This window comes from Moraxella cuniculi (assembly GCF_900637105.1).
GTDB classification, from domain to species: domain Bacteria; phylum Pseudomonadota; class Gammaproteobacteria; order Pseudomonadales; family Moraxellaceae; genus Moraxella; species Moraxella cuniculi.
The window spans coordinates 1638310-1663260 of sequence record NZ_LR134343.1 but is presented as its reverse complement, the minus strand read 5'-3'; the positions used below and the strand labels follow the sequence as shown (position 1 = coordinate 1663260).

Genomic DNA, 24951 nt, shown 5'->3' with positions numbered 1-24951 from the left:
ACGACGCACAAATGGCAAAGTTGGTAATTAAGCCTGTTGTCATTGTAATTATTTTTTGTTAATTATGCAAATCTTGCTTGGCAAGCGACGTGGATTGAACGATAAATGAGAATGATTTGTATAAATTTCGTAGCTGATAAAAATAGTTATTCTTATTTTGCCAATGTTTGTTATAATATCGCTATTTTTGATGATATCAATTCAAGGTTTTACCGTGAAGCAAGTTTTTATTTCAACCACAAAAAATCAGCGTGGTTCAACCAACCAAATTTTGGCATTGTTTTTGATTGCTCTGATTTTTGCCTCATTGATTGTTGCGGTGATTGGCTATAAATTTGGCTACCGCCAAGGCCTGTACAGTGTCGAAAGAACGATGACTGCCAATAATGAAGCTGTGGCAAGCGTCAGTGAGCTGACCGCCGAAAATGCCAAGCTCAAACAAGACATTGCCACCGCCACCCAAGAGCGAGACATTAGCCGTGCCACGCTTGAGAGTTTGCGTACCGATATTGAATCGCTAAAGACGACCAATTTGCAGCTTGAGCAAGTCAATGAACTGCTCAAAACTTCGGTGGCAGAGCAGGGTGGTGTGGCGTTAAATATCTTGGCGTCAGAGATTGTTTCGTTGCCTGAGAATACTTTTGAATACCGTTTTGATGTGGCAATGCTGGATATTTCTGGCAAGGCGGTAAAAATGTTCCCCAAGCTGACTTTATTAAACGAAACCAGCATGGTGGAAATTCCGCTTGAGCCATCTAGCTATGATGTGCGTGGCGTTGCCAATATTCGTGGTCGTTTTATCATGCCAGAGGGCTTTGTGCCAAAGCAAATGAAATTGGAATTGACCGCAGGCACACAAAAGGTACGACAGCTGTATAATTGGCAAATTGGTAAATTGATTACCGATGCACCGCCAGCAACCGCTGCCATGTCAAATGCCAGCCAACGCCCAATCGTCAAAAGCGAATAATCACAAGGGCAAGCGGACAGGCAGGGCGTTGCTTTGCCTGTTTTTGCATTAAAAATAAGCAGTATTTAGCCAGTCTTTTGTTAATTATCATCATGCCTTTATGACACAGATTAAACCTCAAACCATACCCGATACTGATGTCATCAGCCAGACCCAAAGCGACTGGCAGATGCCTGATTTGTATGCTGTTATCATGCACAACGATGATTATACAACGATGGATTTTGTGGTATTTTTGCTAAATGCTGTTTTTGATAAACCGATTGAGCAGGCTTATCAGCTGATGATGCAGATACACCAAACGGGGCGTGCGGTGGTGGCGATACTGCCTTATGAAATTGCCGAAATGAAAGTTGATGAGGCGACATCACTTGCCGAGCAGGAGCAATTTCCATTATTTATTAGCATTGAACAAGCCTAAAAGATATGCTTAAGGATAACCATGTCGGATAATGATTTTAGCCACATTGAGCATTTGACCGAGCAAATCGCAAGCCAGCACAGCCATCAATTCATCACTTTGGAGCATTTGTTGCTGGGGCTTTGTCAAGATGACGACAGTGTTCAGACATTAAAGGCGTGTGGCGTGGATATTGCTCGTTTGACAGTGGCTTTGGAGCAATATTTGGCGGCTTTTGTCCCTGTTGCTGAAGTAGACAAACCCACACCCAGCAAGGCTTATCTTCGCCTCATCACCCAGCTTGTATTGTATGTACAAGACAGTGGCCAAAACCTGCTGCCAAAACACGCGTTGGTTGAGATTATCAAAGAAGAACGCAGCTATGCCAGTAAATTGCTGCAAGGCCATGGGGTAACTTTGTTGTCCTTAAGGCGGCAAATCTCAGCAGACAAACGCCAAACTGACAACCCCTTTGCTACCGTGTCAGAAAACTCTGATGATGGTATTTTGGCAAAATACACCAAAAATCTCAACAAAATTGCCAAGCAGGGCGGCATCGATCCGCTCATTGGGCGTGCAGCAGAGATAGAACGCACAGCTCAAATTCTCTCTCGCCGCCGCAAAAACAACCCCATTTTGGTTGGCGACCCAGGTGTTGGTAAGACGGCAGTTGCCGAAGGTTTGGCGTGGTTGATTGTTAATGACAAAGCCCCTGCGATGCTTGCTCATGCGACGATTTATGCACTAGACATGGCAGCATTGATTGCAGGTACAAAATTTCGTGGAGATTTTGAGGATCGTATCAAACAATTGCTTGATGAGCTGACAAAATTGCCCGAAGCGATTTTGTTCATTGACGAGATTCATACCATTATCGGTGCAGGCTCATCTATGGATAGCACGCTTGATGTTTCTAATCTTATCAAGCCTGCACTTGCCAGAGGGCAGATTCGCTGCATTGGTTCAACGACTTTTGTTGAATATCGTCAAATTTTTGAAAAAGACCATGCACTGTCTCGCCGCTTCCAAAAAATTGACATTACCGAACCAACCGCGACACAAGCCGTGGCGATTTTGCAGGGCTTAAAAGAGCATTATGAGCAATTCCACCAAGTTTGCTATACCGATGATGCCATCACGGCTGCGGTGGAGCTATCTGTCAAGCATTTGCACGAACGGTTTTTGCCAGATAAGGCGATTGATATTTTGGACGAAGCGGGGGCGTTTGTTCGTTTACGCGATGGTTTGGCAAATAATTCTACCAATGCCAAACAAGCCAATAATACCACACAGCAGCCCAATCCTGTTATTATTGATGAAAAAATCATCACGCAAGTGGTGGCAAAAATGGCACGCATTGCCCCAAGTTTAGTTAATCAAGACGAAAAATATATATTAAAAAATCTATATGAAAATCTTACAAAATCCATCTTTGGGCAAGATGAGGCAGCTCGGCGATTAAGCGATGCCATCTTGTTGGCACGAGCTGGACTAAACCGCCCTGATAAGCCAATTGCCGCGTTCTTATTTGCAGGGCCGACAGGGGTGGGCAAGACCGAAATCAGTAAGCAGTTGGCACAATTGCTGGGCTTGCCTTTGGTGCGTTTTGACATGAGTGAATACATGGAGGCACATACGGCTTCACGGCTCATTGGTGCACCACCGGGCTATGTTGGGCATGATAAGGGCGGTCTTTTGACCGAAAAGATTCAGCAAAATCCATATTGTGTACTGCTGCTTGATGAATTAGAAAAAGCACATAGTGATGTTTTTAATCTATTGCTACAAGTCATGGATCATGGCACCTTGACCGATAATAATGGTCGTGCTGTTTCATTTCGGCAGACGATCATCATCATGACTACCAATGTGGGGGCTGACAGTCTGTCTCGCAATCCGATGGGCTTTACCAAATCAAACCATCATCATGACAATCAAGAGGCAATTCGCCGTGCGTTTAGCCCAGAGTTTCGCAATCGTCTTGATGGGGTTGTGCATTTTGCCACCCTAAATCGCCAAGTGATTGGCTGTATTGTTGATAAATTTATCAATCAGCTGCAGGATTTGTTGGCTGACAAAAAGATACAGCTAAGCATCAGCGATGAGGTGCGTGATTATTTGGGACAAAAGGGCTATGATGAAACAATGGGTGCCCGTCCTATGGCAAGATTGATTGAGCAAGAAATCAAAAAACCACTGGCAAAGCTGATATTGTTTGGCAATCTTGCCGAAGGTGGTGTGGTGCAAGCCACTTTGTCATCAGGTGCTGTTGTATTGCAAATCATGCCAAGCGAGGACAGCAGGCGAGCAAAATTGACTGGCAAAAAACGCACAAATTGACTATAATAATTCTTTGATAATTATTCCAAAACCCAGCAAAGTGAGCAAATTATGGCTACAGTACTAGATGGCAAAGCATTGGCAAGCAGTATTGAAAATCAATTGAGTGAACGCGTTGCAATCTTAAAACAAAAAACAGGTCGCACACCGATTTTGGCAACTATTTTGGTTGGTGATGACCCAGCCTCCGCCACTTATGTGCGTATGAAGGGCAATGCTTGCAAACGCATTGGCATGGACAGCATCCGTGTTGAGATGCCAAGCAATACAACCACTGACGAATTGCTTGCCAAAATTGACGAATTAAATGCCAATCCTGATGTACATGGCATCTTGTTACAACACCCCGTGCCTGCACAGATTGATGAGCGGGCGTGCTTTGATCGCATTAGCCTTGACAAGGATGTTGATGGCGTTACTTGCTTGGGCTTTGGGCGTATGGCAATGGGTGAGTCTGCCTATGGCTCATGCACGCCACAAGGCATTATGCACTTGTTACAACATTATAATGTTGAGCTTGAGGGCAAGCACGCTGTGGTGGTTGGTCGCAGTGCCATCTTGGGCAAGCCTATGGCGATGATGTTGCTAAATGCCAACTGTACCGTTACCATTTGTCATTCACGCACCAAAGATTTGCCAAAATATATCGCAGAGGCTGATATTGTCATTGGTGCTGTTGGCGTGCCAGAACTTATCAAAAAAGATTGGATTAAACAAGGTGCAGTGGTTGTTGATGCAGGGTTTCACCCGACTGATACAGGCGGTTGTGGTGATATTGAACTATCAGGCATTGACAATATTGCATCGGCTTATACGCCTGTGCCGGGAGGTGTTGGCCCGATGACCATTAACACTTTGATTCGCCAAACGGTCGAGGCAGCCAAAAAAGAAGCAGGGCTGTAATCACCCTTTAAAAAGCAGCTAAGGCTACTTTTATGAGCATTCTGTGTGATGTGTAGAGTGCGGCTGTTGGCTGTGTTGATAACTTGATTGTATCAAAATAACAACTGCCAAACTTGGGCGTCTTAAGTTTATCTTGTGCTAAATGCAGCAAAATTTTTGCAAAAATCGCCCAAAGTATGATAGGATAAATGACAGATGTGATTTATAACAAATCAATATCTTCATTGTGCCGATTGGCATTTATCCGAAAACTATCTAGGGAGAATGATATGAAAAAACTACTTGCAACCGCAGTTTTGGCTTCTGTGGCGTTGGCTGGTTGTGCCAGCAAACCACTGAATGACACACAGGCAGTCATGGTCGAGGGCAAATTACAAGAAGTACAAGTGCAGGATTTGCGTAGCTTTCAGGTTGAGATTGCTCCACGCAAGGCAGTGTGTGAGCTGACCAATACAGCTGGCGAAACCGTACAAGCCGAATGCTTGCAGTATCGCCGTACTTTTGACCGCAATTATAATGTGCTAAGTGGTGAAATTGCAGGTTTTGAGTACGAAACTGGCTATCGCTATGTGCTTGATTTGAAACAAGAACGCTTCTTGGATCAAAGAACAGGTAAGGTTGTTCCTGCATGGTCTTTGAACAAAGTTATCTCAAAGACTGCCGAGCAATAATCAGCTTTACAAGTTTGTTGAAAAAGCCCTGTTATTCAGGGCTTTTTTATAAGAACCATGCTCAAAAGAGGCGGATTTATACGCAGTCAAGCAAGCTGGCAATATTCAGGCTTGGTCTGCTTTAACATTGACTAAAGCCTGTGCCGATATTAACAATCTCAATGCGTTGTGTGGCATCAGTTGCATGAATGGCAAGTCCGCCTTTGGCAGTTTCTTTGTATTTGTCCATCATGTCCATGCCTGTGGCTTTCATGGTGGCGATTGCCTTGTCCAAAGAAACATGATGACTGCCATCACCACGCAAGGCAAGGCGAGCGGCATTGATTGCCTTGACAGATGCCATGGCATTGCGTTCGATACATGGCACTTGCACCAGTCCTGCAATGGGGTCGCAGGTTAGCCCCAGATTATGCTCAAGACCAATCTCAGCAGCGTTTAGGCATTGAGCCACCGTACCGCCTAGCACATGAGCCAAGCCTGCCGCTGCCATTGCACAGGCTGAACCAACTTCACCTTGACAGCCGACTTCAGCTCCTGAAATTGAGGCATTTTGCTTGATTAACGCACCGATTGCTCCTGCCACCAACAAAAACTCTCGTACGCCCTGATAGTTAAATGAAGGGATAAAACCACGATAATAATGCAGTACCGCTGGAATGATGCCAGCTGCACCATTGGTTGGGGCGGTAACGACTTTGCCACCTGCGGCATTTTCTTCATTGACCGCAAGTGCGTATAAATTAACCCAGTCCATTGCCAGCAAGCCACCATTGCCAGAATAACCATACTCTTTGGAAAGTTGCTCGTACAGAGCTTTGGCACGCCGTTTGACATTTAATCCACCGGGCAAGATGCCATCAACTTTACACCCTTGTGTAACGCAGGCTTGCATGGTGTCCCAAACTTCATTTAAATATGCTTTTATTTCTTCTTCATCACGCAGGGTGGTTTCGTTTGCCATCATCAGGCTGGCAATATCCAGATTGTGTGTTTGGCATAGCATCGCCAGCTCTTCGGCACTGTTAAACGGATAGGTAAATTTAACTGTGTCCTCTTGCTTAGTCTCGCTGGTGAGCTGCTGTTCATCTTTAATAAAACCGCCACCAACAGAATAATAAGTGCGTGCTATTTGCCTGCCATCATTGAGTTTGGCCAGCAAACACATACCATTTGGGTGGGCAGGCAGGGCGGTATCGTCCCAAAGTAGATGATGATTGGCATCAAAGCTGATTTTGTGTCGCCCAGCCAGATTCAGTTGATTGTCTTGATAGATAGGTTCTAGATATTGTGCTGTTTTGGTGGTGTCGATACTGCGTGGTTCATGCCCAAGCAAGCCAAGCAAAACTGCACTGTCTGTGGCATGGCCTTTGCCTGTTGAAGACAGTGAGCCGTATAGCTCAATGGTGATTTGTTGCACCTGTGGCAAATCATCGCCAAGCAATTGCAAAAAACGATTGGCAGCAACCATCGGTCCGACAGTGTGCGAACTGGAAGGGCCGATACCAATTTTAAATAAGTCAAAAACACTGATCATAAACTATCCATAATCTGTTGTGCCAAACAAGGCTGGCTGGATTATTTTATTTTAATATCGCACAAGACAATCAACCGTCTCTGCCTTTATATTGATGCATAATTTTTTGCCACCAGTTTGACTGCCAACCCATGCTCTGCCATGCTCAAACTTGAGCGACTCTCTGGGATTGATTGGCATGATGCCTTGATTAATGCCACTTTGGGGGAATTGAAAAGGGATTACCAAGTCGGCTTTTTCGTCAATAAAGCCCCAAAGCTCACCTTGTCTGACCGCTGCTAATCCCTCGGTATAATCACGCACTTCATCAAAGGCATACAGCACTTGCAGAACACCTTTTTCATCAACAAAGCCCCATTTGCCATTTTGTTGCTGTTTGATTAGGGTGCGGGTATTGCTGCGTTGCTGACTTATGCCTGCGATAGGGGTTTGGCTGATGTTTGGCAGGGTTGGCGTGCCAGCTTGTGCAATCTTGGTTGGTGGCTGGCTGCTGACCGATGATACATTTGCCGTACTGGCAACAAGCATCATCAGTGGCTTTTTGCTGGTTCTGTTGCCATTTTTATCAATGCTAAACTGCTGCCCATCTTGTATCACGCTTGCCTGCCCTGCTTGATAATCATCAATTTGACTGACGCTGGGGGCAAAAGTGCGAATCAAGCGACCGATTGTGCTGATGATGACATAGCGACCATTGGCATAGGTGATGATGCGTTCATCGCTGGCAGCTCTTGCCCAATCATCTGTGGGCATTTTATCATAATCAAAGCCGATAATAACCCTACCTTGGCGGTCAATGTAGCCAACCTTATTATTTTTTAATACAGGCAATAAGTTTGCCTGAAAATTCATGGGCAATACCGCTTGATAGGCGGACAAGTCTGCCAAAACAGTACCTGTGTCATCAAGTAACGCCAAAGGCTTGCCTGTTGCGGTGCTTGCCAAAAGCGTCTTGGGGTCAGCTGTGCAGGTGATTTTTTCAAAGCTACCAGAGAGCTTGACCGCTGGCAAGGTGCAGTTTGCTTGGGCTGGGCTTGCATACAAAATGGCACTGATGGCAAATATACCGCCAAGCGTTGTCAGTAATGGTTTTAATGTTGTCATTGTTGTTATCTCTGTTATTTTTGTGCCAATAAAATACCCATTAAACATTTTAGCGATTGCTGTTGGTTTTGTACAGATAAAGCCACCAAAAAACCAGTAAATGATACAAAAATATCACAACAGGGCGTGATTTGATGATTTTTTGATATTTTGATAAATTTAGCCAAAAAATATTTGCAAATACGAACGGTTATTGTTAATATAAGGACAAAAGAGAATTCTTTGCTTTTGTAAATGAGTTTTGGCACGCTTGATAAATACCAATCAGTGTGCAACAGCTATATAAGGGGCTTATCTGATGTATGTTTGTATCTGCCATGATGTCAAAGATACCCAAATCAAAACCGCATTGGCTGCTGGCGTAGATGGTGTGCAGGGTTTGCAAGAGACGCTGCTTGTTGGCACTTGCTGTGGTTGCTGCATACCAATGGTGCAGGATTTGGTTGAAGAGCATAAAGCCTGTGCCATCGGCATCGATGTTATGGCAAGTTGATTTGCAGGGTTTGCAATATTGTTACCCAATTGTTACCAAAAATACAAAACCAATCTATAAAAATATCAATCACCACAGCCGACATTCACCGAATGGATAATCATTGTCAGCTGTGGTGTTCTTTTTTAAAATAATTCTTATTAAAATTATCAAAAAATTCAATAAAAACAATGGCTTATTCTGTTATTAACGCATGGATTCTGGGTTGGTTTGTAGATGATTTTTTATTGCATTTGCAAGCAATCGTCAGAGTGTGAAGCGTTCGCAGTTCAATAACCTTACAAAATTTGGCTTATTTTTGGGCATTTGTGTGTTATCATACGCCACATAAATTTGATTTGATGAGCAATCAGCAAATCACACATCAACCAACATAGGCAGTCATATTATGAAATCATCTCAAAAAGTCATTGATTATCTGAACTTTTTATTGGGCGGCGAACTGGGTGCAAGAGATCAGTATTTTATTCATTCGCAAATGTATGCCGAGTGGCATTTTGGCAAATTGTACGATCGCATTTATCATGAAATGGAAGATGAGACGCTGCACGCCCAATTGATCATTCAACGCATCTTGATGCTTGGCGGTGTGCCAAATATGCAGGTCAGCAAAATCAACATTGGGCATGATGTACCAAGTATGCTAAAAAGCGATTTGGATTTGGAGCATAGTGTACAAGAGCATCTTAAAGAAGGCATTGCCCTTTGTGAAGCAGAGAGAGACTATGTAACGCGTGATATGCTGGTGCGTCAGCTAGAAGATACCGAGCAAGACCACGCACACTGGCTAGAAAAACAGCTGCGTCTGATTGATTTGATGGGGCTACAAAACTACCTACAAAGCGTAACTGCTGAACCAACACAGCCAACCGCAGCACATTGATTGGAGAGTGTTATGAAAGGTGATAAGCAAGTTATCCGTGCATTAAATCTGGTATTGGGACAGTCATTGATTGCGATTAATCAGTATTTTTTGCACGCACGCATTGTCAAAAACTGGGGCATTAATGAGCTAAATGAAGCGTTTTATAAGCAGTCCATTCAAGAAATGAAATGGTCTGACGAGCTGATTGAGCGAATTTTATTGCTTGAAGGCTTGCCAAATTTGCAAGAGCTTGGCAAGTTGTTGATTGGCGAAAATGTCGCTGAAATTTTGGCGTGCGACCTAAAACTTGAGCAACGCAAGCATGATGTACTGGTTGATGCCATTGGCGTTTGTGAAGAAAATCGTGATTATGTCTCAAGAGAGATTTTGGTAAAACTAAAAGATGGCAATGAAGAATATGAAGATTGGCTAAATACACAACAAGAGCTAATCGAGGATATGGGTATCGAAAACTATATCCAGCTTAAGGCATCTGAAGATTGATTATCAAGATTTAATAAAAACCACCGAAAGTTCGGTGGTTTTTTGTGATTTAGAATTGATAATTGACACCGATGCGTGTCTTGCTATCAATACTGCCATCTGTCAGCGGGCTGTCTTTTTGGGTTTTTGAGAGCAATTCCAGTCGCTGATTGGCAAAGAGACTGATTTTGTCATTGAGCTGATAATTGGCGGTAACGGTTGCAAATGGCGACCAGCCAGAAGTTGCTTGATATTCTGGCAAAGTAGTACGCAGGCTCTCGTTGGGACTGATGCCATAGTAGTACTGATTGTAGTCTTTGCTTTGCCAAACGGCACCAATTTCAGGATAGATGGTCCATGCATCTTTGGTGAATTTGCTTAAGTGTGATAGGGCGACTGTTTGACCGCCATGTCTGTCTAATAAATCGGTGCTTGCTTTGACCTTCAGACCACCATAAGCGGTGATGTACATATAGCTGGCGTGTGCCAGTGCTGACCATTGACGCTTGTCAAGTTGCCTAAGTGCCGAAGTATCTGCATCATCTGGGCTAAAGCTACGGCCATCATAGCTGGCACCAAGACGCAGCTGCTGACGATTGTCTTTTAGGGCGTAGATACCTGCTTCAGCACCTTCAATGTACACACGGTTATTGTCATAGAATGCTTGTGGCATCAGGGTGATTTGGTTTTTGCTGGCATAGGCGGTGGCGTTAAAACTGGCGTTTGCACCAATTTTTAGGCGAGCATCATTATCAATTGCTAATTTGGCATAAGCTGAACCAGTGCTTAACAGTGCGACCAATATCAGCAGTGTGTTGATTGAGTATTTCATATATCTCCTTAGATAATTTTGAAGTTTTATTGTATCACAACGACTCATTGATTGTTTTAATTTGTCGTGTTGGGCGAGTGGTGAGCCGACACATCAGCTCATAACCAATGGTGCCTGCACGGGCGGCAATCTCATCAATGTGTGGTGATGTGCCCCACAAAATTACAGTTGCACCCAGCTCGGCTTCGATATTGCTAATATCAACCATCAGCATATCCATCGCCACTCGCCCAACGATGGGGCAGTGTTGTAGTTGATTATTCTTATCAATGATACCAACATGAGCATCTGCAATCACACGCGGATAGCCATCACCATAACCAATGCTCACCACTGCAATGCGGCAATCATTGCTTGCTGTCCACAAGGCAGCATAGCCAACGCTTTGACCTTTGGCCAGCTCATGAATTGCCATGATTTGTGCAGATACGGTCATGGCAGGTTTTAGCCCAAGTTCGCTGGCTTGGTGCTGTGCGGTTGGCTTTGAGCCATACAGGGCGATGCCTGCACGCACCCAGTCATAATGCACTGTGTCAAAATTAAACACACCTGCCGAATTGCACAAAGAGGCTTGTGTATTGGGAGCAAATTTGCGAATCTGTGCCAGTGCGGCGTTAAATTTGTCAATCTGTACGGCATTTAGTGGGTGGGTTTTGTCATCAGCACAGGCAAAATGGCTGGTTAAAATCAACCGATAGCCTGCATCGCTTAGTGCCTTGGCTGCATCAATAATGGTAGTGTCATCAAATCCCAGTCTGCTCATGCCTGTGTTGTATTTTAGCCAAATGGTGCGGCACAGGGCGGTGGCTTGGGGCTGATTTTGCAATGCCCAATTTAGCTGCTGATTATGGTGAACAACGCAGCCAAAATCTTTTTCGATGGCGAGCTGCCATTCTGCTTGACTAAATACGCCCTCGATAAGAATAATGGGCTTGGCAACTGTCAGGGCGTTTGCCACTGCCATAGCCTCGCTCATGCACGCCACCCCAAAGCCGTCCGCGGCGGACAAGGCAGGCAGGGTGGCTTCGATGTCATGACCATAGGCATTGGCCTTGACCATCGCCAAGACTTTGGTGGTTGGTTGCAGTTTGTTTTTGATGACTTGCAGATTGTGTGCCAGTGCATCTGGGTGTATGGTGATTGTCGTACTTCTCATTGTATTATTGCTTGATAAAGTTGATGTGAATTAGCCAAACTTGTGATGATATGGCTGGCAGTTGGCTTGTTTGTTTGCTGGAAAAATCATTCTTCCATCACATAATCGCTGGGCAGCTCTGAAGGGATCAAATCCTCAAAGCGTGCATATTCTCCCAAGAATTTCAGCGGTATCGTGCCTCGTTCGCCACGGCGGTTTTTGCCGATGATTAATTCGGCGATATTTTTTAGTTCATCTTTATCTTGTTTGTAGTAATGCTCTCGATAAACAAACAGAACCAAGTCAGCATCTTGCTCAATCTGTCCAGATTCTCGAATATCTGACAGCATGGGGCGTTTGTTGGGTCGGTCATCAGCGGCACGGTTTAATTGCGACAAAGCGATGACAGGGCAGTTTAGCTCACGAGCCAAGCCCTTTAAGCTGCGAGAAATTTCGCCAATTTCGGCAACTTTATTATGGCTTAGATTTGCCACACGCATCAATTGCATATAATCAACCATCACCATGCCCAGTCCATTTGGGTGGTTTTTGGCAATGCGGCGACAGCTGGCGCGTATTTCTGATGGACTAAGATCTGAACGAGCGTCAATGTAGAGATTTTTTTCTTGTAATAGGGTCATGGCGTTCATTAATCTTGCCCATTCATCTTCTTGCATATTTGCCGAACTTAGTCGCCCTTGATGAATGCCTCCCCATGCCGCCAACATTCGTATGGCAATGTCTTCGGCTGACATTTCCATAGAAAATACCGCAGCGGCTTTATTTTCCATCAAGGCAGCCTGCACAAAGTTTAATGCCAATGCGGTTTTGCCCATGGCAGGTCTGGCAGCCAGCACAATCAGATTGCCATCTTGAAAGCCTGAGGTTTTATTATTTAACTCTTCAAAGCCTGTATTTACCCCAATCAGACCATTGGGACGAGTACGCAGCTCTTGTAGTTGGTTGGTTACATTGACCAGTACATCATCAATGCGTTGCGGCCCTGTTTTGCTTGAGCCTCTGGCAAAACTTTCACCAATGCGAAAAATATCCGCCTCAACGGTATCCAAAATCTCCGTGGCGGTTTGTTTTTTTGGGTGATAGGCAAGGGCGAGCATATTATTTGCCGAGCCAATCAGCTGTCGATAAATGGACAGCTCTCTTACCTTTTCAGCATAGCTGATAAGATTAAAAAAGTTCGCCGTGCTTTGGTTGATGGTTGCCAAATATTCCTCACCGCCAACCTGCTGGAGCTGACCTACTCGCTCAAGGTAATCATGCACCATCAGGGCATCGTAGGGCTGATTGATGTTGGCTAGGTGATTGATGGCATCGAAGATTTTTTTGTGCCGCTCACCATAAAAATCCTCACTGCTGACGATGGTTTCGATATTTGTAAAAGCCTCTGGAATGCTCATCAATGACGCCAATAGCGACTGCTCCATTTCGATATTATGTGGCGGTTGGCGGCTCATCAGACCATCTGGCTTGTCATTATCTGGGGTCATGTCATGTCCTTGCTGGGTGTTTTGTCGATTTTTGCCAAAAAAAGTGCTAAACTGTCTTGGCAAATTGTACCACAAAATCACCATCGGATAGCCAAAAAATGTCAGCAGTCTACCAAAATTTACCAAAATCCCCTCTATGCCAGACCGCTTTGTCGCAAAAAAAACCTCTGCTTATCACCACAGGCGAGCCTGCTGGGATTGGCATGGATATTGTGCTGGATATTTTGCCCAAATTAACAGGGCGATGGCTGATTGCTGCTGATGCTACCGCCTTGTACGAGCGTGCCAAACAACTAAAGACGGCAGGGGTGATTGATCGCTTGCCAGCATGGTCTATCATTGATGTGCCTGATGAGATTGAGCAACTGCCTGCAGCTTGGCTTGAGCAATCAGATTGCCCAAGCAAAATATCGCATGAGACAGGCGATGATTTGTTTTATCCCAGTCAAAGTAGCGATGTGGTGATTTTGAGCATAGCTTGTCATGAAAAGGTAAAACCATCAAAGTTAAACCCTGCCAACGCCATCATGGTTGAAAAACAGCTAAGGCTGGCTCATCGGTTGGCAATGGCAAATCAAGTGGCTGCAATCATCACCGCCCCAATCCAAAAATCAGTGATGATTGACGCTGGTATTTTGCTTGATAACGGTACACCATTTAGTGGGCATACAGAATATTTTATGCACAAGGCAGCCTGTGATAAGGTGGTGATGATGCTTGCCAATGCGGCCATGAAGGTTGCTTTGGTAACAACCCATCTGCCACTAAGACAAGTTGCAGATGCCATAAATTTTGATGAAATCATCAAAACCGTACAAATCACCCATCAGGCACTGGTCGAAAAATTTGCCATTGCCAAGCCAAAAATCTTGGTTTGTGGGCTAAATCCCCATGCAGGCGAGCAAGGGCATTTGGGCGATGAAGAGCTGACCGTCATTAACCCAGCATTGGCACAGATGCAAGCGGCTGGTATCGATGTCTCGTTTGCCATGTCAGCTGATACATTGTTTACCAAGCCACATCTGGGTAGCTGTGATGCGGTTATTGCCATGTACCACGATCAGGGGCTTGCTCCCCTAAAATCGCACGGATTTGGTGATACGGTAAATATCACGCTGGGACTGCCCTATGTGCGTACTTCGGTGGATCATGGCACGGCATTGGATTTGGCAGGGCGAGGCGGTGCATCAAGTTCAAGTCTATGGCAGGCGATTAATTATGCCCAAAAGATGACCGCTGGCTGATTTGTACAATCATTTGCCAAACAGTTCAGCAAAAATCAGCAAATCATGCTATCATAAGTCAAGCCAGTATCGACAAAATCAGCTTGAGACTGTCATTTATCACCTTTTGCCACGATTGTAGCACCAAAACAACCATCTGTCGTGGTTGATTGATAAAATTTTATATCATTTATTATAATTAGTTAATTTAGCCATGGTACATATTATTCCAAAATCTCCCCAGCAGGCAAAACACGCACCCAGAAAGCGATTTGGTCAAAATTTCTTGCATGACACCACTGTTATTGCTCAAATTGTTGCGGCAATTGGGCTTGATAGACGGGATAATTTGCTTGAGATTGGGCCGGGGCTGGGGGCTTTGACCGAGCCATTGTTGGCAGAGGTTGATGGCATGACGGTCATTGAGCTTGATCGAGATTTGGCAGCTCAATTAAAGATTAACATTGGTGCAAATAGCCACCCTGATTTTACCATCATTAATGATAACGCCATGGATATTGATTACCGAGAGCTTGCCATCAAGCAAGGCAAAGGGGCGTTTCGTGTGGTGGGCAATCTGCCATATAATATCTCAACGCCAATCTTGTTTCGCTTGCTGGAGTTTGCCGATGTGATTTGTGATATGCACTTTATGCTCCAAAAAGAAGTTGTTGATCGCATCACTGCAGAGCCAAATACCAAGGCATATGGCAGGTTGTCGGTGATTATGCAATATCATTGTCAGTCGGAATATTTGCTGACTGTGCCAAATGGAGCGTTTAATCCGCCGCCAAAAGTTACCAGTGCCGTTTTTCGCTTAACGCCATTTGCCAACAAACCCATCACTGCCAAAGATGAGGCGGTGTTTTCACTTGTGGTGCGTGAGGCGTTTAATCATCGCCGTAAGACTTTGCGTGCTATTTTTAAGGCGAGTGCCTTATTGCCAACGCTTGATGAGACGGATTTTGAGCAGATTGCCATCAATCCACAAGCCAGACCTGAGACCTTGGGCGTGGCAGAATTTGTTGCACTTGCTGACTTGGTTGCCAAGCGTATCAATTAACTTGGTTCACCAAACAAATACAGACTATCCATGAAAAATCATACAAAAAAATACCGTCATCACTATGTTATCGGTGATTTACAAGGCTGTCATGCAGCGTTTAATCAGCTGCTTGAGGTGATACAATTTGATGCAAGCTGTGATAAATTATGGCTTGCGGGTGATATTGTTGCACGAGGTGAGGATTCGCTGGCAACTTTACGCCAAGCCAAGCAATTGTCCGACATGGGGGCATTGACCACAGTGCTTGGCAACCATGACATTACTTTAATTGCCACATGGCGAGGCATCTTGCCAGTCAAGCCCAAAGACAAGACGGAGGCGATATTTACAGCAAAAGATTGCGATGAGCTGCTTAATTGGTTACGCAATCAGCCACTGCTTGTTTTTCCTGACAACAAAACCGTCCTGACGCATGCTGGCATACCGCCTAATTGGAGCATTAGCGAGGCAGCCAAATACGCCAAAGAGCTACAAAATCAGCTTAGCGGCAGCCTAAAGCAGCTTGATAGACTGCTGCCTAATTTATACAGCAAAAAATCAGATGAATGGTCGGATAAATTAAACGGCTACAAAAGAATGCGTGCCATCGCCAACTACTTAACTCGTATGCGTCTGTGCAGCGAATCAGGGCTGCTGGAATTTTCATTCAAGCAGACGCTTGATGATGATATGCCACCTGATTTTCGTCCGTGGTTTGAGTGGTTTGTGGTGCGTGAGCGGCGTATTTTATTTGGGCATTGGGCAGCTTTGCGAGCCGAAATAGACACCAAATTTGTGCGTGCTTTGGACGGTGGTTGCGTTTGGGGCGGTAATTTGGTGGCATATCGCTTGGCGGACGGGGCGATTTTTCAGGTTTAGTTAAATTAAATAATCAGTGAATTTTATTTTTATAATTAGTTGGTATTGGGCTTGATAATTTGTATTGATGATTTTTGCTTGTTTGTCAGTTATGCCCAAAACAACGGTTGCAAGGATTATAAAAATTTTTTATAATCGGATTGATTGTATTATATCATTTCATTAGTTTTGCTTTATTAATTTATAAGGATAACCTATGACCATCGTTGCCATGAATGAGTTGGATTTGTCAAACAAACGCGTGCTGATTCGTGAGGATTTGAATGTGCCAATCAAAGACGGCGTCATCACAAGTGATGTGCGATTGCAGGCGGCACTGCCCACCTTAAAAGACGCGTTGGCAAAAAATGCCGCCGTGTTGGTTGCATCGCATTTGGGTCGCCCAGTTGAAGGCGAGCCTGAGACAAAATATTCATTGCAACCTGTGGCGGACTATCTTGCGGCGGCACTGGATATGCCAGTACGCTTTGAGACGGATTATTTGGACGGTGTAGAAATTGCTGCAGGCGAGTTGGTTTTGCTTGAAAATGTGCGTTTTAATGTCGGCGAAAAGAAAAATGACGACAAACTTGCCGAGCAGTATGCCAACTTGTGCGATGTGTTTGTCATGGACGCTTTTGGCACGGCTCATCGAGCCCAAGCCTCAACCGAAGGGGTGATTCGTGCCGCCAAGGGTCAAGCCAAGTCGGTTTGTGCAGGCAATCTGCTGGCTGCTGAATTATCCGCTTTATCGCGTGCTTTGGACAATCCGCAATCGCCTGTACTGGCAATTGTTGGCGGCTCAAAAGTATCAACCAAACTTGATGTACTATTAAGCCTTGCCGAAAAATGCGACAGTATCGTTGTTGGTGGCGGTATTGCCAATACTTTCCTTGCCGCTACAAGGGTGAATGTTGGTGCGTCATTATACGAGCCTGATTTGGTAGAAACCGCTAAGCAAATCATGCAAAAAACCAATATTTTGCTGCCATCAGAGGTCGTGGTTGCCAAAAAATCACAAATCAACTTTGATGACTTTTTGGGCTCTTTGGACAAGGCTGATGCCCAAGTCAAATCTGTGCATGATATTGCTGATGATGAGATGATTTTGGACATTGCTAAAGACAGTGCCGAGTTGATTGCCCAGCATATTCACAATGCCGCTACAATTTTATGGAATGGTCCTGTTGGGGTATTTGAAGTGGATAAATTTGGCACAGGTACGCAGATATTGGCGTTTGCCGTCAGAGACAGTCAGGGCTTTAGTATCGCAGGTGGTGGTGATACGCTGGCAGCGATTGACAAGTATCAAGTTGCTGATGGTGTTGATTATTTATCAACAGGCGGTGGGGCGTTTTTGGAATTTGTTGAGGGCAAGACTTTGCCTGCAATTGCTGCCTTGCAAGCCAGTTAAGGCGGGTGGTTGTTTTATGCCAAATCAGACAGCAAGGCTGGATAAGTTGGCATTAATCCACTTGTAATTTTGTACAAAAGCCACCAGATATTTGCCAAACTTAATGGTAAATTAATGCTTTGTTATTTTTTGTTGCATTTTTACTATTGCACTTGTCAAATTGGTTGGGTATGACTAAACTAATAGCATTTAGTTAATTTTGCCAAATCATCGCCAAACTACCCAAGGGTATCATAAGCCGATGCAGGGCAAGCAAAGAGAGATGAAGTATGAACAAGAGTTTATTTGCAATAGTGGCGGCGTTGCTATTGGCAGCTTGCAGCCAACAAACCCAAGATTCAGCCAAACAAACTGCTGATTCTGCTGCCGCTGATGTAAAAGCAAGCACAGAACAAGTTGCCAAAGAGGCTGAAGCCGCTGCACAAAATGCTGCTCAAACAACAACCAACGCTGTAGAAAATGCTGCCGAAACCGCTTCGGAAGCTGCCAAAAATATCGGTGCTGCAGTTACCGAAGCAACTGGTAACGCAGAAAATGGTCAATCTGCCGAAGCAAGAGCACCTGAAGATCAGCAGTACTGATTCAAGCTCTGATAAAAAAGCCAGCATTTTGTTGGCTTTTATTGTATTTGTACAGGCAATCAACTGGGTAGAAAACACTGTATGAAATACCATTGATGTGGTATAATAATGGCATTCATCTTTGATGATTTTGCAGAGATTTTGATAAATTTTAATCAAGTTACTTATTAAATTCGGGAGAGAATTATGGCACTCGTTTCATTACGCCAACTGCTGGATCATGCTGCTGAACATGGCTATGGCTTGCCAGCATTTAATGTCAATAACCTTGAGCAAATGCGTGCCATTATGATGGCGGCGGACAAAACCAATTCGCCAGTGATTGTGCAAGCATCGGCAGGTGCTCGCAAATATGCAGGTGCACCTTTTTTGCGTCATTTGATTTTGTCAGCCATTGAAGAATGGCCACACATTCCTGTTGTTATGCACCAAGATCATGGTACCAGTCCAGCAGTTTGCCAGCGTTCGATTCAGCTTGGCTTTAGTTCGGTGATGATGGATGGTTCACTAAAAGAAGACGGCAAAACGCCTGCCGATTATGCGTATAATGTCTCTGTCACGCGTGAAGTGGTCAAAATGGCTCATGCGTGTGGCGTATCGGTTGAAGGTGAGATTGGTGTTTTGGGCAGTCTTGAGACAGGTATGGCAGGCGAGGAAGATGGTGTGGGTGCCGAAGGGGTGCTTGACCACAGCCAGTTATTAACCTCGGTAGAAGAAGCTCGTCAATTCGTTGCTGATACCAATGTTGATGCGTTGGCGATTGCTGTTGGAACATCGCATGGTGCTTATAAATTCACGCGTCCACCCACAGGTGATATTTTGGCAATTGACCGCATTAAAGAAATTCATGCTGCTTTGCCAAATACGCATATTGTCATGCATGGCTCAAGCTCTGTACCACAAGAATGGCTAAAAGTCATCAACGAAAATGGCGGTAATATTGGCGAAACTTATGGCGTGCCTGTTGAGCAATTGGTTGAGGCAATCAAGCATGGCGTACGCAAAATTAATATCGACACTGATTTGCGTCTGGCAAGCACAGGGGCGATTCGTAAATTCATGAACGAAAACCCAGCGGAATTTGACCCACGCAAATATCTATCAGCCTCAATCAAGGCAATGCAGGAGATTTGTGAGGCACGCTATGAGGCATTTGGTGCAGCGGGTAATGCCAGCAAGATTCGCCCAATCAGCCTAGAAAAAATGGTTGAATATTACAAATGATTGGCAGTATCACAGGGCAGGTGCAATATCTGAATGCACCTGTTGCTTGTCTGATGACAACTGGTGGCGTGGGTTATGAGTTGGAGTTGCCCATTCCGTCATTTTACCAGCTGACCGTTGGTGCAACTTTGACTTTGTATGTGCATCACCATGTGCGTGAAGATGCCGAGAGTCTGTTTGCATTTATTGACAAACAAGACCGTGATGTGTTTCGCAAACTCATCAAGATTAACGGCGTGGGTGCAAAAATGGCACTGGCAATGCTATCAACCTTGACCGCTGCCGAAATCAGGCAAGCCGTTGAGCGAGATAATGATGTGGCATTGGTGCGTGTGCCGGGCATTGGCAAAAAGACAGCCCAACGCATCATTTTAGACCTTAAGGGTAAGCTCAACGAATTTGCTGGCGATATAACCACTGGCGAGCATTTATTTACCGATGTTGCCGATGGTGGTATGCAGGCAATTGCCGAGGTTGAAAGTGCCTTATTAAATCTTGGCTACAAAGAAAAAGAAGCCCAAGCTGCCATTAAACTTGCCCAATCCCAAGTTGAGGACGCTACCAATACTTCCGCTTTGCTAAAGGCGGCACTGCGTCAATTATCTGGCTTTTGAACCATAAAAAACAGGCTGACAATGGCCTGTTTTTGTTGCGATATGCTTTATTTGTCACTGCCTAGGCGACGAGCTTGTTTGATAATCGTCAGGCGACATTATGGTGCGATGGATAAAATGGATAGGAGTGCTTGCATACTGGCGGAGCGTGTTAGATTTGGATTGGTAACCAGCCCTAGATGTCGCTGCAATTCAATGGTTTCTGCCATGTCAATTTTAATCAAATCTTGATTAATGAGCGTCTCAGGCAGCACTGACCAGCCCAAGCCGACAGATACCAGCATACGAATGGATTCTAGCGGATTGGTACTCATGGTGGCATAGGGTCGCAAATTATATTTGGCAAATTCCGCCAGCGTAATCTGGCTGGTAAAAGTATTGGCAGCGGGCAAAATGGCAGGATAATGTGCCAACTGCATTAGGCTGACTTTGGATTTTTGTGCCAAAGGGCTAAGCGTCCCTGTAACAAAATACAACGGATCGCTCCACAGTGTGTGATAATTGAGCCGTCTGTCAAAGGTTGGTGGCAGTGTCAAAAATGCCAAAGCAATCTCGCCTTCTAACACCAATTTGTGTGCCTCTTCAGAATCAACAAACCGCACCTCCAGCTGCACAGCAGGGTAGGTTTGGATAAATCGCTTTAGCACAGGGGCAAGATGGTGCAACCCGATGTGATGACTGGTGCCAATGGTTAGGCGACCTGAAACGGTTTCTTTGGCGTGCTGTAGGCTTGCTTTGCAGGTTTCGTAATCATCAAGCCAGCGACGCACATAGGGCAATAAATCATGGGCGGCATCCGTTGGAATAATGCTACGACCAACGGTATCAAACAGCACAGTGCCAAATTCATCTTCTAGGTTTTTGATTCGTTTGCTGACAGCAGGCTGGGTGATGTATAGTTTTTCGGCAGCGGCAGAGATGCTACCTGTTTGCATGACGGCAACAAAAGTAGCAAGATTGATGGTGTTCATGGTGGTGTCCAGTCGTACAAATAAGCATACAGATATTTAGTGATGGCTATAGCTTAAAGTATTCCAAAAAGTTTTGCAATGAAAATTTTTGGTAATGCAAATTTATCAAGCGTATATTTTACCATTGGCGATAATTTGATCATTGTGCAACTTAATAAAACTGTTTTTATAGCACAAATAATACCATGTGTTGCTTTTTCGAATTTATAAAAAAGCAATTGTTTGCGTCGGTGGATATTGGCAACGAGAAGCCAAAACTGTGGTGATTGGCATTAATGTCTTGGTTGGTGATATACCATGGACTGCTTGATAAATCATAGGGGTAAATTTGCTTAATTTGGCTTGACTTCATACTAAAAGTATCTTAGCATTGTTAGACTAAGGTATTCTTAGTTTCTTTTTACTTAACAGTAAGTTATCAATGTATTATATAAGAAAAGGTTGTGCATGAAACACTTGGCAGATAGGTAGCAACGGTTGTGTCAAATCAGGTATCGCAAAAATCAAGACAAAAACCAGAAGCGGAATATAACCTTATTGATTGGTTTGTCAAATGCATGAAAAATTATGCCAATTTTCGCGGTCGAGCAAGACGCAAAGAATATTGGTTCTTTTTTCTGTCCCGTTCTTTAATTATGATTGCAGCAATATTTTTAGATGCAATATTATTCAATGATGCTTTTTTAAATGCACTGGAGTACTGTGAATCTGACGATTGTCCTGATTTTAATTTTGTTATTACCATATTGGCAAGCTTGGCATTTTTTATACCAGAAATTGCTGTTGGTGCAAGACGCTTGCATGACACCAACAAAAGTGGCTGGTGGTATTTGTTATCATTGATTCCATTGTTTGGTACTTTAGCGTTGATTGCCTTACTTGCCATCGAAGGCGATCAGACGGAAAACAGATACGGACCACCACCAAAATAAGCCAAAAAAACCAAATCGTCATTGATTTGGTTTTTTGTTTTTGCCTGTGTTTTTGTCAAGTGTGGGCAAATTTGCTATAATGATGTGGATTAACTGGTGAAAATTATTCCAAAAAGTTTTATAATTTTAAAAAATTATAAATTTGTTTTATTATTAAAAACCGCTTATACTGACAATTAAGTGATTAGCTAACCGTGGAGTTAATATGGCAGGCAAAACTTTATACGACAAATTGTGGAATGATCATTTGGTGGCAAGCCGTGATGATGGCTCAAGTTTGATTTATATTGACCGCCATTTGTTGCATGAGGTAACCAGTCCGCAGGCATTTGAAGGGTTGCAATTGGCTGGACGCAAGCCATGGCGTATTTCGGCAAATATCGCCACGCCAGACCACAATGTACCAACCTCGCAAAAAGAGCGCGCAGAGGGCATCGCAGGCATCAAGGACGATACTTCAAGAATTCAAGTGCAAACGCTTGATGATAACTGCCAAGCGTTTAATATCGCCGAATTTGGCATCAATGACATTCGTCAGGGCATTGTGCATGTGGTTGGGCCTGAACAGGGGCTGACTTTGCCGGGCATGACAGTGGTGTGTGGTGATAGCCATACCGCCACGCATGGGGCTTTGGGCTGTTTGGCTCACGGCATTGGCACAAGTGAGGTTGAGCATGTATTGGCGACTCAGTGCCTTGTTGCCAAAAAAATGAAAAATATGCTGGTGCGTGTTGATGGTAAATTGGGTAAGGGCGTAACGCCAAAAGATGTTGTTTTGGCAATCATTGGCAAAATTGGCACAGCAGGTGGTACAGGTTATGCGATAGAGTTTGGCGGTCAGGTGTTCCGTGATATGTCCATCGAAGGTCGCATGACAGTGTGCAACATGGCGATTGAGGCAGGAGCCAGAGTGGGCTTGGTGGCGGTTGATGATAAGACAATAGACTATGTCAAAGGTCGTCCGCATGCTCCAGTGGGCGAAAATTGGGACAAGGCTGTCAGCTATTGGCATACTTTGCATTCTGATGATGATGCCGTATTTGATACGGTGATTGTCATGCAGGGCGAAGAGATTGAGCCGCAAGTATCATGGGGAACCTCTCCTGAGATGGTTATTGGTATCAACCAAAGCGTGCCAACACTGGCAGATGCCAAAGATGATGTACAAAGAAACGACTGGTCTCGTGCTTATCAGTACATGGGTCTGTCGGCAGGGCAGTCGCTTGCTGATATCGCTCTTGACCGCGTATTTATCGGCTCATGCACCAATTCACGCATTGAAGATTTGCGTGAGGCGGCGGCGATTGCCAAAGGAAAGCAGGTTGCTGCCAGCATTAAGCAAGCGATGATTGTGCCGGGTTCTGGTTTGGTAAAAAAACAAGCCGAAGATGAGGGGTTGGATAAGATTTTTATTGACGCAGGTTTTGAATGGCGTGAGCCGGGTTGTTCAATGTGCCTTGCGATGAATGCCGATAAATTGCAAGCAGGTGAGCATTGTGCCAGTACCAGCAACCGCAACTTTGAAGGTCGCCAAGGCAATGGCGGTCGCACGCATCTTGTTAGCCCTGCAATGGCAGCAGCAGCGGCGATTTATGGGCATTTTGTCGATGTGCGAGCGGTGGCGTAGAATTGAGTTTTATTTTATTAAACCAACATATGTGAGGTCTTTATGTTTAAAAAAACATTGTTATCCATTATGATTGGTGTCGTTATAACTGTGCCAACAATATCTTTTGCTGGTAAGCTCAGTAAAGGTAGTAAACAAACTACCACGACTACCGCTGTAACTAATAGCCAACGACAAACTCCGCCCACGAACGCCACTACAACTCCTGCAAGAGCTACAAGTGGACCAATTTTAAAAACGATACCGAGGCTGCAAAAGCTGCTGTTGCGTTAGGGTATACACGGACTAATTTAAGAAGTTCTGGTAATACTGTTATCTTTAAAAAAGGCAATAGTTACATAACACGAGATAGGACAGGGCATAAGGGCGGTGCTTGGAAAGAGGTGTCTTCGCCTGAAAAGCTAAATAACAAAAGTACCAGAAATGGAACCTTTGATATTAATATGAATAGAGTGGATGATTAAGAAGTGATTGACTTTTATAGAAATGTGCCTATGTCTATTGACTATGATGTCAATTCCTTTATTGGGAAATGGGTTGATGATTATGTTTGGTGTGATAGTGAATATATTAAGTTGGAGCAATCTATTTTAAATATTCAAAAGGTATATCCGTACCCAACTGATATTCCAAGAGACATGATTGTATTTTTATATCAAATCATTGATTTGATGATGATAACAGGTTGGGAAAATTTTGCTATTGATAAAATCAATGCTGATGACCAAACGGATATGTATGACCGATTTGAGAGATTCAAGGTTGTAATTTCTTGTGTGTTATCTGGTGAAAATATCAATGAAATTGAATTTGGTTATAATCCCTATTGATTTTACATCAAAATAACAGATGTGATGAGATATGAGCTGGTGAAAAGGAAGATTTGGATAAATGAATTATTCCAAACTTATCAAAACCCCAATCACCGACCCCATAGAAATGGCTAATGGCGAATTGTGGGTATTTAAAATTGAAATTTTTAAACATAGGCAAAAAGGTTATTTTGCCACCCTTTGGCGATTGGATAGTTATGACATTGCTCCGACTTTTCCAACCGTAGCAGGGCATATTGCCAGTGAAAGTTTCTTTATTGATGAGGGTTTTCGTTTTGATGGTTTGAGATTATATGGCGATGATGTTAAGTATTTTAAAACACTTGATGACTACCAAAGGTATATGTTAAAGTGTCTTAATGATGAGCTTAATTTATCTTAAATAAAAATG

The 24951-nt window shown here is 44.1% G+C and carries 25 protein-coding genes and 1 pseudogene; 20 read left to right on the top strand and 6 right to left on the bottom strand.

From position 1 onward, the window contains the following. The first annotated feature begins 214 nt into the window (after positions 1–214). From EL162_RS07565 to EL162_RS07545, 5 genes are all read left to right on the top strand, one after another. A complete protein-coding gene (locus tag EL162_RS07565) occupies positions 215–970 on the top strand; it encodes a hypothetical protein (protein WP_227516550.1) in 756 nt (251 codons plus the stop codon). A 100-nt stretch (positions 971–1070) separates the two neighbouring features. Further along, a complete protein-coding gene (locus tag EL162_RS07560; RefSeq protein WP_126331215.1) occupies positions 1071–1391 on the top strand; it encodes an ATP-dependent Clp protease adaptor ClpS in 321 nt (106 codons plus the stop codon). Positions 1392–1412: 21 nt separating this feature from the next. Beyond that, positions 1413–3710 (top strand): AAA family ATPase, encoded by a 2298-nt coding sequence (locus EL162_RS07555; protein WP_126331213.1) that lies wholly within the window; start codon positions 1413–1415, stop codon positions 3708–3710. A 51-nt stretch (positions 3711–3761) separates the two neighbouring features. Further along, a complete protein-coding gene (folD, locus tag EL162_RS07550) occupies positions 3762–4613 on the top strand; it encodes a bifunctional methylenetetrahydrofolate dehydrogenase/methenyltetrahydrofolate cyclohydrolase FolD (RefSeq protein WP_126331211.1) in 852 nt (283 codons plus the stop codon). 269 nt (positions 4614–4882) lie between these two features. Next, positions 4883–5284 carry a DUF4377 domain-containing protein gene (locus EL162_RS07545; protein WP_126331209.1) on the top strand — a complete coding sequence of 134 codons (402 nt, stop codon included), beginning with the start codon at positions 4883–4885 and terminating at the stop codon, positions 5282–5284. Between the two features lie 121 nt (positions 5285–5405). Here the strand turns inward: EL162_RS07545 and EL162_RS07540 are convergent, their stop codons facing one another. Both EL162_RS07540 and EL162_RS07535 read right to left on the bottom strand, forming a co-directional pair. Further along, the gene (locus tag EL162_RS07540) at positions 5406–6818 is read right to left on the bottom strand and encodes an L-serine ammonia-lyase (RefSeq protein ID WP_126331207.1); all 1413 of its coding nucleotides are present in this window, start codon (positions 6816–6818) and stop codon (positions 5406–5408) included. Positions 6819–6869: 51 nt separating this feature from the next. Further along, a complete protein-coding gene (locus tag EL162_RS07535; protein ID WP_170161433.1) occupies positions 6870–7922 on the bottom strand; it encodes a WG repeat-containing protein in 1053 nt (350 codons plus the stop codon). Between the two features lie 298 nt (positions 7923–8220). On the opposite strand from EL162_RS07535, the gene EL162_RS07530 reads away from it, so the two are divergent. From EL162_RS07530 to bfr (EL162_RS07520), 3 genes are all read left to right on the top strand, one after another. After that, on the top strand, positions 8221–8415 hold the full coding sequence (locus EL162_RS07530; RefSeq protein ID WP_076555127.1) for a (2Fe-2S)-binding protein: 195 nt from the start codon (positions 8221–8223) through the stop codon (positions 8413–8415). 388 nt (positions 8416–8803) lie between these two features. Then, the gene (gene bfr / locus EL162_RS07525; protein WP_076555128.1) at positions 8804–9298 is read left to right on the top strand and encodes a bacterioferritin; all 495 of its coding nucleotides are present in this window, start codon (positions 8804–8806) and stop codon (positions 9296–9298) included. A 12-nt stretch (positions 9299–9310) separates the two neighbouring features. Then, positions 9311–9784, top strand: coding sequence for a bacterioferritin (gene bfr, locus EL162_RS07520; protein ID WP_126331203.1), 474 nt, complete (start codon positions 9311–9313; stop codon positions 9782–9784). Positions 9785–9833: 49 nt separating this feature from the next. Here the strand turns inward: bfr (EL162_RS07520) and EL162_RS07515 are convergent, their stop codons facing one another. The 3 genes from EL162_RS07515 to dnaB form a co-directional block, all read right to left on the bottom strand. Next, the gene (locus EL162_RS07515) at positions 9834–10595 is read right to left on the bottom strand and encodes a MipA/OmpV family protein (RefSeq protein WP_126331201.1); all 762 of its coding nucleotides are present in this window, start codon (positions 10593–10595) and stop codon (positions 9834–9836) included. A gap of 34 nt (positions 10596–10629) precedes the next feature. Further along, positions 10630–11751, bottom strand: a complete 1122-nt coding sequence (gene alr / locus EL162_RS07510; RefSeq protein WP_126331199.1) for an alanine racemase — start codon at positions 11749–11751, stop codon at positions 10630–10632. An 86-nt stretch (positions 11752–11837) separates the two neighbouring features. Next, positions 11838–13238 (bottom strand): replicative DNA helicase, encoded by a 1401-nt coding sequence (dnaB, locus tag EL162_RS07505; protein ID WP_076555186.1) that lies wholly within the window; start codon positions 13236–13238, stop codon positions 11838–11840. 203 nt (positions 13239–13441) lie between these two features. On the opposite strand from dnaB, the gene pdxA reads away from it, so the two are divergent. The 7 genes from pdxA (at position 13442) to ruvA (ending at position 20197) form a co-directional block, all read left to right on the top strand. Further along, positions 13442–14482, top strand: a complete 1041-nt coding sequence (pdxA, locus tag EL162_RS07500; RefSeq protein ID WP_227543457.1) for a 4-hydroxythreonine-4-phosphate dehydrogenase PdxA — start codon at positions 13442–13444, stop codon at positions 14480–14482. 193 nt (positions 14483–14675) lie between these two features. Continuing rightward, complete coding sequence (gene rsmA, locus EL162_RS07495; protein WP_126331195.1) at positions 14676–15524, top strand: 16S rRNA (adenine(1518)-N(6)/adenine(1519)-N(6))-dimethyltransferase RsmA; 849 nt, start codon at positions 14676–14678, stop codon at positions 15522–15524. A 30-nt stretch (positions 15525–15554) separates the two neighbouring features. Further along, positions 15555–16385: a symmetrical bis(5'-nucleosyl)-tetraphosphatase gene (locus EL162_RS07490; protein WP_126331193.1), complete on the top strand. Its 831-nt coding sequence runs from the start codon at positions 15555–15557 to the stop codon at positions 16383–16385. 196 nt (positions 16386–16581) lie between these two features. Beyond that, positions 16582–17778 carry a phosphoglycerate kinase gene (locus EL162_RS07485; protein WP_126331191.1) on the top strand — a complete coding sequence of 399 codons (1197 nt, stop codon included), beginning with the start codon at positions 16582–16584 and terminating at the stop codon, positions 17776–17778. Between the two features lie 269 nt (positions 17779–18047). After that, positions 18048–18359 (top strand): lipoprotein, encoded by a 312-nt coding sequence (locus EL162_RS07480; RefSeq protein ID WP_076555136.1) that lies wholly within the window; start codon positions 18048–18050, stop codon positions 18357–18359. 186 nt (positions 18360–18545) lie between these two features. Then, on the top strand, positions 18546–19583 hold the full coding sequence (fba, locus tag EL162_RS07475; RefSeq protein WP_076555137.1) for a class II fructose-bisphosphate aldolase: 1038 nt from the start codon (positions 18546–18548) through the stop codon (positions 19581–19583). After that, positions 19580–20197: a Holliday junction branch migration protein RuvA gene (gene ruvA, locus EL162_RS07470; protein WP_126331189.1), complete on the top strand. Its 618-nt coding sequence runs from the start codon at positions 19580–19582 to the stop codon at positions 20195–20197. Before fba ends, ruvA begins: the two co-directional genes overlap by 4 nt. A gap of 98 nt (positions 20198–20295) precedes the next feature. On the opposite strand, the gene EL162_RS07465 is transcribed toward ruvA, so the two are convergent. Next, positions 20296–21168, bottom strand: a complete 873-nt coding sequence (locus EL162_RS07465) for a LysR family transcriptional regulator (protein ID WP_076555139.1) — start codon at positions 21166–21168, stop codon at positions 20296–20298. 527 nt (positions 21169–21695) lie between these two features. Here EL162_RS07465 and EL162_RS07460 point away from each other — a divergent pair. The 5 genes and pseudogenes from EL162_RS07460 to EL162_RS07440 all read left to right on the top strand — a co-directional run. After that, positions 21696–22100: pseudogene (locus tag EL162_RS07460) on the top strand (DUF805 domain-containing protein); the annotation flags it as partial. A gap of 205 nt (positions 22101–22305) precedes the next feature. After that, positions 22306–23727, top strand: coding sequence for a 3-isopropylmalate dehydratase large subunit (leuC, locus tag EL162_RS07455; protein ID WP_126331187.1), 1422 nt, complete (start codon positions 22306–22308; stop codon positions 23725–23727). A gap of 314 nt (positions 23728–24041) precedes the next feature. Further along, the gene (locus tag EL162_RS10405; protein ID WP_126331710.1) at positions 24042–24191 is read left to right on the top strand and encodes a toxin C-terminal domain-containing protein; all 150 of its coding nucleotides are present in this window, start codon (positions 24042–24044) and stop codon (positions 24189–24191) included. 30 nt (positions 24192–24221) lie between these two features. Then, complete coding sequence (locus tag EL162_RS07445; RefSeq protein WP_126331185.1) at positions 24222–24557, top strand: Imm41 family immunity protein; 336 nt, start codon at positions 24222–24224, stop codon at positions 24555–24557. A gap of 61 nt (positions 24558–24618) precedes the next feature. Then, positions 24619–24942 (top strand): hypothetical protein, encoded by a 324-nt coding sequence (locus tag EL162_RS07440; RefSeq protein WP_126331183.1) that lies wholly within the window; start codon positions 24619–24621, stop codon positions 24940–24942. Positions 24943–24951: the final 9 nt, after the last annotated feature.

Coding starts and splice junctions, on each gene's coding strand:
- EL162_RS07560 (WP_126331215.1), top strand. CDS start 1,071: ATGACACAGATTAAACCTCAAACCATACCCGATACTGATGTCATCAGC.
- EL162_RS07555 (WP_126331213.1), top strand. CDS start 1,413: ATGTCGGATAATGATTTTAGCCACATTGAGCATTTGACCGAGCAAATC.
- folD (WP_126331211.1), top strand. CDS start 3,762: ATGGCTACAGTACTAGATGGCAAAGCATTGGCAAGCAGTATTGAAAAT.
- EL162_RS07545 (WP_126331209.1), top strand. CDS start 4,883: ATGAAAAAACTACTTGCAACCGCAGTTTTGGCTTCTGTGGCGTTGGCT.
- EL162_RS07540 (WP_126331207.1), bottom strand. CDS start 6,818: ATGATCAGTGTTTTTGACTTATTTAAAATTGGTATCGGCCCTTCCAGT.
- EL162_RS07535 (WP_170161433.1), bottom strand. CDS start 7,922: ATGACAACATTAAAACCATTACTGACAACGCTTGGCGGTATATTTGCC.
- EL162_RS07530 (WP_076555127.1), top strand. CDS start 8,221: ATGTATGTTTGTATCTGCCATGATGTCAAAGATACCCAAATCAAAACC.
- bfr (WP_076555128.1), top strand. CDS start 8,804: ATGAAATCATCTCAAAAAGTCATTGATTATCTGAACTTTTTATTGGGC.
- bfr (WP_126331203.1), top strand. CDS start 9,311: ATGAAAGGTGATAAGCAAGTTATCCGTGCATTAAATCTGGTATTGGGA.
- EL162_RS07515 (WP_126331201.1), bottom strand. CDS start 10,595: ATGAAATACTCAATCAACACACTGCTGATATTGGTCGCACTGTTAAGC.
- alr (WP_126331199.1), bottom strand. CDS start 11,751: ATGAGAAGTACGACAATCACCATACACCCAGATGCACTGGCACACAAT.
- dnaB (WP_076555186.1), bottom strand. CDS start 13,238: ATGACCCCAGATAATGACAAGCCAGATGGTCTGATGAGCCGCCAACCG.
- pdxA (WP_227543457.1), top strand. CDS start 13,442: ATGGATATTGTGCTGGATATTTTGCCCAAATTAACAGGGCGATGGCTG.
- rsmA (WP_126331195.1), top strand. CDS start 14,676: ATGGTACATATTATTCCAAAATCTCCCCAGCAGGCAAAACACGCACCC.
- EL162_RS07490 (WP_126331193.1), top strand. CDS start 15,555: ATGAAAAATCATACAAAAAAATACCGTCATCACTATGTTATCGGTGAT.
- EL162_RS07485 (WP_126331191.1), top strand. CDS start 16,582: ATGACCATCGTTGCCATGAATGAGTTGGATTTGTCAAACAAACGCGTG.
- EL162_RS07480 (WP_076555136.1), top strand. CDS start 18,048: ATGAACAAGAGTTTATTTGCAATAGTGGCGGCGTTGCTATTGGCAGCT.
- fba (WP_076555137.1), top strand. CDS start 18,546: ATGGCACTCGTTTCATTACGCCAACTGCTGGATCATGCTGCTGAACAT.
- ruvA (WP_126331189.1), top strand. CDS start 19,580: ATGATTGGCAGTATCACAGGGCAGGTGCAATATCTGAATGCACCTGTT.
- EL162_RS07465 (WP_076555139.1), bottom strand. CDS start 21,168: ATGAACACCATCAATCTTGCTACTTTTGTTGCCGTCATGCAAACAGGT.
- leuC (WP_126331187.1), top strand. CDS start 22,306: ATGGCAGGCAAAACTTTATACGACAAATTGTGGAATGATCATTTGGTG.
- EL162_RS07445 (WP_126331185.1), top strand. CDS start 24,222: ATGTCTATTGACTATGATGTCAATTCCTTTATTGGGAAATGGGTTGAT.
- EL162_RS07440 (WP_126331183.1), top strand. CDS start 24,619: ATGAATTATTCCAAACTTATCAAAACCCCAATCACCGACCCCATAGAA.